Origin of the sequence: Pseudomonas karstica, assembly GCF_009707515.1 — a bacterium.
GTDB classification, from domain to species: domain Bacteria; phylum Pseudomonadota; class Gammaproteobacteria; order Pseudomonadales; family Pseudomonadaceae; genus Aquipseudomonas; species Aquipseudomonas karstica.
This window is the reverse complement of sequence record NZ_WLYI01000038.1, coordinates 37,990-46,620: the sequence shown is the minus strand read 5'-3', so window position 1 is coordinate 46,620 and position 8,631 is coordinate 37,990. Positions and strand designations below refer to the sequence as shown.

Sequence of the window (8,631 nt, the reverse complement as noted above, 5' to 3'; positions counted from 1 at the left end):
TTTACCCACTGCGTAATACCTGCGTTCGGCCAGCGTGGTTTAACGGGGCGCCCAAGATCAAAAACAGAGCAAAAGCGAGGCGGCCTGACAGCCGACCTATCCTCTGAAGCGTACGCGCTGTTGCTGTTGCTGTTGCTGTTGCTCTTGCCCTTGCCCTTACTTCCTTATTCGCTGACGAAGTCAGCACTCTTTTGATCTGGCTGTTGATCTTGATTTTGATCTAGGCGCCCCGTCAAACCACGATGGCCGGAGTCCGGCATTGATTCGGGGGGTAAACCGGCAGGACGCCGGTTTAGCCGCACTGGGCCAAGGATGGCCCATTGCGGCGGCCCCCCGAATCAATGTCGGAGTACGGGCACACCGAGCCTGAGCGAGGTGCCGAGTGGTGGGGCAAGAGCCTTTGGTTACTTTGGGCTTTTCAAAGTGACACGCCGTAAGGGCGGAACCCTACGCAGCCGTGACCGCAGCAACGGATATGCACCCCAACCTTCCACGCCAGACCCAACATCAGCCCTCAGCACATGCCTTTCTCGAAGTGCTCCAACTGACTCAACAGCTCTGCCGTTTTGAGGGGCATCAGCTGCGGATCACAACGGGTTTCCACCGTGATAACGATGGCCGGATCGCTTCCGGAAATACGCGCCCGGAATCGCCAATCGCTGAAAATCACTTTCAACCCATCGCGCTCATCGACATCCAGCGCCTGCTGGCCATACAGCGACTTCAGATGGCTGATGAGGGAGCCAGGATTGAGAATCGGTCGACGGATTTCCCCGGATGAGGGGAACACCCCGATACGCTCCACCATCAGTGCGGAGCCCAGCCCTGCTTCAGCGGGGGAGGGCAAAGACGGATACAGCGACAACCAGGCCATCACCCCGACGTTACCCACCTCCAGTTCAATGTCTGCCGAGCGTTTTGCAATGTTCATAGTGGCCTGCCTGAATGAGGAGTGGCGACGGTTGCGCCGTGTGAGCAAGGAGTGAGTTGGCGAACTGGTTAAAGGCCTTTGAGGTACAGGTTTTCGTAACAAAAATTGGTCGCGTCGAGATAACCCTCTGCACCGCCGCAATCGAAGCGCAGGCCGTCGAACTTATAGGCCAGAACACAACCATCCTGCGCCAGTTTCATCAGGGCGTCGGTGATCTGGATCTCTCCACCTTTACCAGGCTGGGTATCGGCGATCAGATCAAAGATATCGGGCGTCAGAATGTACCGCCCGATGATTGCCAGGTTGGACGGGGCGTCTTCAGGGCTGGGTTTTTCAACCATGCTGCTGACCCGGTAGACGCCTTCGGCGATCAACTCGCCGGCGATCACACCGTACTTGTGTGTCTGGTCACGGGGCACTTCCTGAATGGCCACGATCGAGCAGCGGTATTGTTTGTAGAGCTTGATCATTTGTGCCAGTACGCCATCGCCTTGCAGGTTCAGGCACAGGTCATCCGCGAGCACTACGGCGAAGGGTTCATCACCGATTAATGGGCGACCGCTGAGAATCGCGTGACCCAAGCCCTTCATTTCAACCTGCCGGGTGTAAGAGAACGTGCAGGTTTCAATCAGTTCGCGGGTGCCGGCCAGGAATTTCTCTTTTTCGGTGCCACGAATCTGATGCTCCAGCTCATAGCTGATGTCGAAGTGATCTTCCAGTGCGCGTTTGCCCCGCCCGGTTACGATTGCCATATGTTGCAGGCCGGCGTCCCGTGCTTCTTCTACGGCGTACTGGATCAACGGCTTGTTGACGATCGGCAGCATCTCCTTGGGCATGGCCTTGGTTGCTGGCAGGAAGCGCGTGCCATAGCCAGCGGCGGGGAACAAACATTTACGAATCATAAAAGTATCCTGGAGGTCATGGGTCACAGCTAAATTGACGAGCGCAACAAACAGTGATTGTAAGTTTCTTTAATAAACGGCTACTTTAATACCTGAGATAGGTTGTGGATGGCAATTATCGTCAGGTACATAACAAGGAAATGTTATGAGTTGTCAGTCTGCGGCTAATTAGTTATTTTTCGTCGGTATCTGTTGATAGTGGTTGGCGTTTCATAGTGCTAAATAAGTACCCGGTATTAGTGTTGAGTCGATGTAAATATTTATCGTCGGCAGTTGAACTAATTCTACTTATTGCTGTTGTCGCCCTTGTTTGTTTATGCGGTGGTTTTTGACGCGCATCTAATAGTGGGCGCCGCACAGGTTATTGAGCATTTTACGACCTTACTATGGACCGCTCTATGAAAATTCTGGTAACGGGTGGCGCCGGATACATCGGTTCGCACACCACGCTTGCGCTGCTTGAAGCGGGCTTTGAAGTGGTGGTGCTGGATAATCTTTGCAATAGCTCCGATGCTGCGCTGCATGCAGTGGAAGCCATCTGCGGGAAAAGTGCGCTGATGATTCGCGGGGATGTACGCGACAGAGCCTTGCTGGACCGGATTTTCCAGGAGCATGCCATTGATGCGGTGCTGCATTTCGCCGGACTCAAGGCAGTCGGCGAAAGCGTGCGCAAGCCGCTTGAGTATTACGATGCCAATGTCGGTGGCAGCCTCACGCTGTGTCAGGCGATGGCCGCCGCCGGTGTGTTTCGCCTGGTATTCAGTTCATCGGCAACGGTGTACGGCGAGCCGGAGCAGATGCCGATCAGTGAGCATTTTCCCACCGGCACCCCCACCAACCCCTACGGCCAATCCAAGCTGATCGTTGAGAACGTGCTCCGCGACCTGTGTGCGGCCGAGCCGCGCTGGAGCGTCGCACTGTTGCGCTACTTCAATCCAATCGGCGCTCATGACAGCGGCCACTTGGGTGAAGATCCGAATGGCATACCCAATAACCTGGTGCCTTACATCAGCCAGGTGGCGGTCGGTAGCCTGCAAGAGTTGTCAATCTTCGGCGACGATTACTCCACGGCTGATGGCACTGGTGTGCGTGACTATATCCACGTCGTGGATCTGGCAGACGGGCATCTGAAGGCCTTGCAGTCGATTTCGCAACGCACGGGACTCAATATCTGGAATCTCGGCACGGGTGACGGCTACAGCGTGATGCAGGTGCTGCGCGCGTTTGAGCAGGCCTCGGGTCGGCCAGTGCCCTATCGGGTAATGCCGCGCCGCGCAGGTGACGTCGCCGAGAGCTGGGCCGACCCATCCAAGGCCGCCCGTGAACTCGGCTGGAAGGCCACGCGCAGCTTGCAGCAAATGATGACGGACACTTGGCGCTGGCAATCGAACCACCCGAAGGGTTACCAGGGATAAGGTTGATGCTATTGCTGCAAACAATAAATTTGCTGAATGTTATAGCCAGGACGTAATGTTAATTATCGTCTGGAAAATGGGCTGGAAATGCCTCTGGAAAATCCGTAGACATAAACCCTGCCGTTCGACATTTATCAGTCAGGTTAGACTGTGAATGAACAACGGATCTTGTTCGCGCTTTTTGCGGCTTGATCTTTCCACATCTAACTGAGCTCTTGGGTTTTTAACAGGGGCGAACGTTAGAAAGGAGTTGGTATGAAAAAAGTAATGGCAATTGCCCTGTTGTCGATGTTTGCCAGCTGGGCGTCCGCGGCGGAAGCACCGCTGACACAGGCAACCAATGTCGTGGGTAACGTAGCAGCTTCCCAAGCTGCTTCGACCAGTACGGCAATGGTCGCAGGTGCAGTGGCTGCTTCCAATAGTGGTAGCAACGCCAACGGCGGTACAGGTGGTACAGGTGGTACTACTGGCACTACCGGTACTACCGGTACAAACTAAGAAACTCTGTAGGTGTAATACAAGGTCGCCCGATGAAAGTCGGGTGAGCTTGTTTAGATTTGCCCTTGAATAGCGTAGTGCCATTATGACTCGTAGTTTTCCTTTTTTGATGTTGGCAAGTATCGCTTTGCAAGGATGCATGTTTTCTCCAGGGCAATACCTGAGCACCAGCGATATAACGCGCCAAGGGGCCAGTGAAAGCAGTCGCGTCGAACTGATTCCGATCACGCCCAAGCTCATTGCGATGGAGAGGGCTACACACCAACGTGCGACGCTACCGGCGCAATTGTTGACGCCCCCTGCGGAGTACCGAATCGGTAACAATGATGTCTTGTACATCACGGTCTGGGACCACCCCGAGCTGACGGCGCCCTCTGGTGCCCAACAGCAGATTGATGCCAACGGTCGCCTGGTACGCTCCGATGGCACGCTTTACTACCCCTATGTTGGAGAAGTACAGGCGGCCGGCAAAACCATCCAGCAACTGCGTTCGGACATTGCCTCAAAGCTGTCGGCCTTTATCGCAGACCCGCAAGTGGATGTCGCCGTGTTGCGCTTCGCCAGCCAGAAGGTAGTGGTGTCGGGGGCGGTATCGAAAGCCGGTCCGCAATCGATTTCCACCAACCCGCTCAGTGTGGTCGAAGCCCTCGGCTCCGCCGGTATCGACCCGCTCAATGCGGATTTGTCCGGCTTGCTGCTGACACGGAGCGGGCAGGTATATCCGCTGAATCTCGATGCGCTCAATCATCAGGATTCCGAGCTGCAGAACGTCTACCTCAAAGGTGGCGATCAGTTGTATCTGCCATACAACGATAACAAGCGCATCTACGTCATGGGCGAAGTCAATCAGCCGCGCGCGCTGACGTTTAAAACCAGCACCATGAACCTGTCTGACGTACTGGGCTCGGTAGGCGGGTTGAGCCAGACCACCTCGAACGGCAATGCGGTCTACGTCATCAGGGGGGTTGAAAACCTTGATGTGGAACCGGCGAAAATCTATCAACTGCAAGCCGAGTCGCCGACCGCCATGGCGCTGGCGACGCACTTTGATGTACGTCCTCAGGACATCGTTTACGTGGGCCCTGCCAACGTGACCCGCTGGAACCGTTTCATCAGCCAACTGGTGCCATCGGCAGCCATTCTTGGTGTAGGGGCTTCGGCGGCGAAGAACCTGAATGATGCCAACAGCGATAAATAAGGCCTGGTCTAACTGTGAGAACGTTGAATATTGGCGTCTGTGTGATAGCAGCCTTGTTGTTGTGTGGGTGTAACCCGTTGATGACCGCCTCTATGACCAACCTTAAAGCGTCTGTTAGCGGGCCCGATGAGTTGGAAGTGACCGCGGCCGAGGTAGCACAGGTTGAATTCCCCCAGCTCAGGTTGACCACGTCTTCCGGCTCGGGGGTGATGGCGATGGTGCGTGAGCGGGGCGACCTGCAGTTCTGGGTCGCGTCGGGCAAGCAGGTCTTATTGCTGCGCGATGGACTCGCAGTACGCACGATCGGTCTGGGCTTCGACGGCGACCTGGACGGGACGCGCCTCGCTGCAACCTCACCCTTCAAGCAAGGCCTGCACACGCTGCCTGATGGCTACACCAGCCAGCGCTGGATTGATCTTTATCAAGGCAGCGAAGTGGGCGTGACCTTGAACAGTCGCTTCTCCCGAAAATCCATGGAAACCCTCGAAATCCTAAACAAGGAATACGCTGTGCTACGTGTCGATGAGCAGATTGATGCCCCGGCCATTGGCTTGCGTGCGACTAATCATTATTGGGTCGATCCCGTGGACGGTTTCATTGTGCAGAGTGAGCAGCAACTGACCTCGCGACTGCGGGTCAAGATCGTTCAACTGACCCCTGAACGCAGGTTTGCCCGTTGAGGCGGGTACAGTTTTTGTCGGCATGTCTGTTGTTGATCACCAGTGTGAGCCAGGCGGCGGTTACCGTCACCGGCGACGTGCTCAACCCAGGCCCGGTCGACCTGCCGCCGGGAGGGCGGTTGTCAGACGTGATCAGTGTTGCCGTGCCCAATGCCGAAAGCTACTGGCTGGCAGCCGCGTTGCTGCGCCAGTCTTTACTGGATGAGCAGACTCGGCTCAAAACCGGGGTGCTGTTTGATTTACAGGTGTTGCAGCGTACCGCTCTGGTCTTTGACATGCCCAGCCGGGCAAGTCTGGCGCTGCGTCTGTACGAGCAAGTCAGCCGCATGCCGGTCACTGGGCGTCAGGTCACGGTTCTGGACCCGGTTGCCATTGAGGTCGGGTTCGCCCGTAACGTACGCCTGACTGACGGTGACCGTCTCATCTATCCGTTGCGCGTCGACGAGGTTGAAGTGCTCGGCGCCGTTGTTGAACCGTGCCGGTTGCCTTTTGTCGCTCTGCAGGAGGCTCGGGATTATCTGCAAGGGTGCGCAACATTGGCCGATGCCGAGAGCGATTATCTGTGGTTGATCCAACCCAATGGTGTCACCCGCAAGATCGGCATCGCGCCGTGGAATCGTGAGAGCGGACAGGTGCCTGCCGCTGGCAGCAAGATCCTGGTCCCTGTCAAAAATGATGATCTTGATCCGCCTATTCCTGAACTGAATCAGCAGTTGGCCGAATTTCTTGCCACGCAACTGGCTGAGGTGGTTCATTGAATTTACGTTTTGCAGCCGTATTATTATTGCCCTGTGGTTTGGCTCATGCAGAGCCGCGTTTGACTCAGAATGATTTCGGCGGTGTGGGCTTGCTACAGACGCCGACAGCCAGAATGTCCCCGGCCGGCGAGTTGAGCGTGAACGCCAACCGTACTGAGCCCTATAGTCGTTACAGTGTGGCGCTACAGCCGTTCGACTGGCTGGAAGGTGCGTTCCGCTACACCGCAATCACCGACCGTCCCTACGGGCCCGAATCGTTGAGCGGCAACCAGAGCTACAAGGATAAGGCGGTCGACCTCAAAGTCCGGCTGTGGAAAGAAACCCATTGGGCGCCTGACGTGGCGCTGGGGTTCCGAGACGTCGGCGGTACAGGTCTGTTCTCCAGTGAGTTCCTGGTGGCCAATAAGCGTTATAACAATTTTGATTTCAGTGCCGGCATTGCCTGGGGTTACTTGGGCAATCGCGGCGACTTCGACAACCCGGCAGGTTGGATCGATGATCGCTTCAAGACCCGACCCGATATGGAAGGCACTGGTGATGTTAACGCGGGCGCCTACTTTCGCGGCCGGCCTTCGTTGTTCGGCGGCGTGAGCTACCAGACGCCCTGGGATCGGCTCAGTCTGAAGCTCGAGTACGAAGGCAACGACTATAAAAGCGAGCCCAGTGACAACGCGATTAAACAGGATTCACCGATCAACCTCGGCGCCGTGTTCAAAGTGACCGACTCGCTGGACTTCAATGCGGCCTGGGAGCGGGGCAACACCGCGATGTTCGGCCTCACCTTTCACACCAACTTCGTCAGCCGCAAGGCTCCGGCCAAGTCCTTCGATCCACCGGCCGAGCCGTTGCCGGCCAAGGCTCCGGCCACCGCAATGGATCAGGTAAATTGGCCTGATGTGTCCAAGCGCCTGCAGCAAAATGCTGGCTATAAGGTCGAGCGCATCAGTCAGCGCGGTCCCGAGTTAATCGTCTACGGCGAGCAGGGCCGATATTTTCATTCGTCTAAAGCGGTCGGTCGTGCAAGCCGGGTTCTGGACAACAGTGTTAACGAGGATATTGATTGGTTCACCCTGGTGAACAAGCGCTACGACCTGCCGCTGGAAGAGACCAGCGTGCCTCGGCAAACCTTCCGCGAAGTAATCAACAACGAGGAGCCGCTGCAAGCGTTGCACCGCACTACCGAGATCAATCCGGCGATGCCACACAACGAGAAGACTCTCTATACCGAAGCTCGCGACCCCTTAAGCTACGGCGCCGGGCTGGGTTTCAAGCAGAACGTCGGTGGCCCTGACGGCTTTCTTTATCAGTTCACTGCCGATATGGACGCCGAGTATCGCTTCAACCGCAACACCTGGTGGAACGGCCTGCTCAGCGCCAATCTGCTGAATAACTTCGATAAATTTGATTACGATGCACCCAGTGGCCTGCCCCGGGTTCGTACGGACTTGCGCAAGTACCTGACCACTTCCGAAGTCACCATGCCGCTGTTCCAGGTCAGCCACGCCGAGCAGTTGGACAAAGACCTGTATGGCATGGTCTACGGTGGCTATCTGGAGTCGATGTATGCCGGTGTGGGGGGCGAGGTGCTGTTTCGTCCGACAGGCCAACGCTGGTCGGTCGGTGCTGACCTGAACTACGTGCGTCAGCGCGAATTCGATCAAGGCTTTGGCCTGCGGGACTACTCGGTAGTCACAGGCCACGTTACCGGCTATACGGACTTGCCTTTCGACACCCTTGCGGCCGTCAGTGTCGGACGTTACCTGGCAGGGGATTGGGGCACCACGATCGATCTCTCTCGGGAGTTCTCCAACGGTGTGCGGTTTGGTGCCTGGGCGACGATCACTACCGCTTCCAGCGCCGAATATGGCGAAGGTAGCTTCGACAAGGGCCTGTACCTCTCTATTCCATTCGATGAACTGATGAGTATGTCGACCATGCGCCGCGCCAACCTCGTTTGGTCGCCGCTGACTCGGGATGGTGGCGCACGGCTCAATCGCAGCTTCCAGTTGCATTCGATGACGGATAGCCGCGACAACGACATGTTCTACCGCAACTTCGAGAAGATCACCGAGTAAAGGCCGGCGATCTGCACAATGCCGTTCGCTCAGGGGAGCGGTAGTGTGCAGATCTGCAGGGCTACAAGTCTTTCAGGTTGAGCCTTTGGCTGCCGCAATGGCCGCGCTGATGTGCACAATGTCGTTAATGCCGTTCAGTTGAGCGGGTATCGGCCCCCTCGCTCCTACAAAAAG

General features: G+C 56.4%; 8 protein-coding genes and 1 pseudogene. 7 read left to right on the top strand and 2 right to left on the bottom strand.

Annotated elements, in window-relative coordinates:
- Positions 1 to 195, top strand: a pseudogene (locus GIR22_RS26135) (hypothetical protein); the annotation flags it as partial.
- A 319-nt stretch (positions 196 to 514) separates the two neighbouring features.
- Here GIR22_RS26135 and GIR22_RS22575 read toward each other — a convergent pair.
- Both GIR22_RS22575 and galU read right to left on the bottom strand, forming a co-directional pair.
- A complete protein-coding gene (locus GIR22_RS22575; protein ID WP_154745487.1) occupies positions 515 to 931 on the bottom strand; it encodes a phosphohexomutase domain-containing protein in 417 nt (138 codons plus the stop codon).
- Between the two features lie 68 nt (positions 932 to 999).
- Entirely contained in the window at positions 1,000 to 1,833 is an 834-nt protein-coding gene (gene galU / locus GIR22_RS22570; RefSeq protein ID WP_154745486.1) for a UTP--glucose-1-phosphate uridylyltransferase GalU, read from the bottom strand.
- 398 nt (positions 1,834 to 2,231) lie between these two features.
- On the opposite strand from galU, the gene galE reads away from it, so the two are divergent.
- The 6 genes from galE (at position 2,232) to GIR22_RS22540 (ending at position 8,457) form a co-directional block, all read left to right on the top strand.
- Positions 2,232 to 3,248 (top strand): UDP-glucose 4-epimerase GalE, encoded by a 1,017-nt coding sequence (gene galE / locus GIR22_RS22565; RefSeq protein WP_154745485.1) that lies wholly within the window; start codon positions 2,232 to 2,234, stop codon positions 3,246 to 3,248.
- Between the two features lie 255 nt (positions 3,249 to 3,503).
- A complete protein-coding gene (locus GIR22_RS22560; protein WP_154745484.1) occupies positions 3,504 to 3,746 on the top strand; it encodes a hypothetical protein in 243 nt (80 codons plus the stop codon).
- An 85-nt stretch (positions 3,747 to 3,831) separates the two neighbouring features.
- Positions 3,832 to 4,944 carry a polysaccharide biosynthesis/export family protein gene (locus GIR22_RS22555; RefSeq protein WP_377663088.1) on the top strand — a complete coding sequence of 371 codons (1,113 nt, stop codon included), beginning with the start codon at positions 3,832 to 3,834 and terminating at the stop codon, positions 4,942 to 4,944.
- A gap of 14 nt (positions 4,945 to 4,958) precedes the next feature.
- Positions 4,959 to 5,624: a YjbF family lipoprotein gene (locus tag GIR22_RS22550; protein WP_178122422.1), complete on the top strand. Its 666-nt coding sequence runs from the start codon at positions 4,959 to 4,961 to the stop codon at positions 5,622 to 5,624.
- Positions 5,621 to 6,382 carry a capsule biosynthesis GfcC family protein gene (locus GIR22_RS22545; RefSeq protein WP_154745482.1) on the top strand — a complete coding sequence of 254 codons (762 nt, stop codon included), beginning with the start codon at positions 5,621 to 5,623 and terminating at the stop codon, positions 6,380 to 6,382. Before GIR22_RS22550 ends, GIR22_RS22545 begins: the two co-directional genes overlap by 4 nt.
- A complete protein-coding gene (locus GIR22_RS22540) occupies positions 6,379 to 8,457 on the top strand; it encodes a YjbH domain-containing protein (RefSeq protein ID WP_154745481.1) in 2,079 nt (692 codons plus the stop codon). Before GIR22_RS22545 ends, GIR22_RS22540 begins: the two co-directional genes overlap by 4 nt.
- Positions 8,458 to 8,631: the final 174 nt, after the last annotated feature.

Excerpts from the sequence above, each read along its gene's own strand:
- GIR22_RS22575 (WP_154745487.1), bottom strand. The coding sequence starts at position 931 with ATGAACATTGCAAAACGCTCGGCAGACATTGAACTGGAGGTGGGTAAC.
- galU (WP_154745486.1), bottom strand. The coding sequence starts at position 1,833 with ATGATTCGTAAATGTTTGTTCCCCGCCGCTGGCTATGGCACGCGCTTC.
- galE (WP_154745485.1), top strand. The coding sequence starts at position 2,232 with ATGAAAATTCTGGTAACGGGTGGCGCCGGATACATCGGTTCGCACACC.
- GIR22_RS22560 (WP_154745484.1), top strand. The coding sequence starts at position 3,504 with ATGAAAAAAGTAATGGCAATTGCCCTGTTGTCGATGTTTGCCAGCTGG.
- GIR22_RS22555 (WP_377663088.1), top strand. The coding sequence starts at position 3,832 with ATGACTCGTAGTTTTCCTTTTTTGATGTTGGCAAGTATCGCTTTGCAA.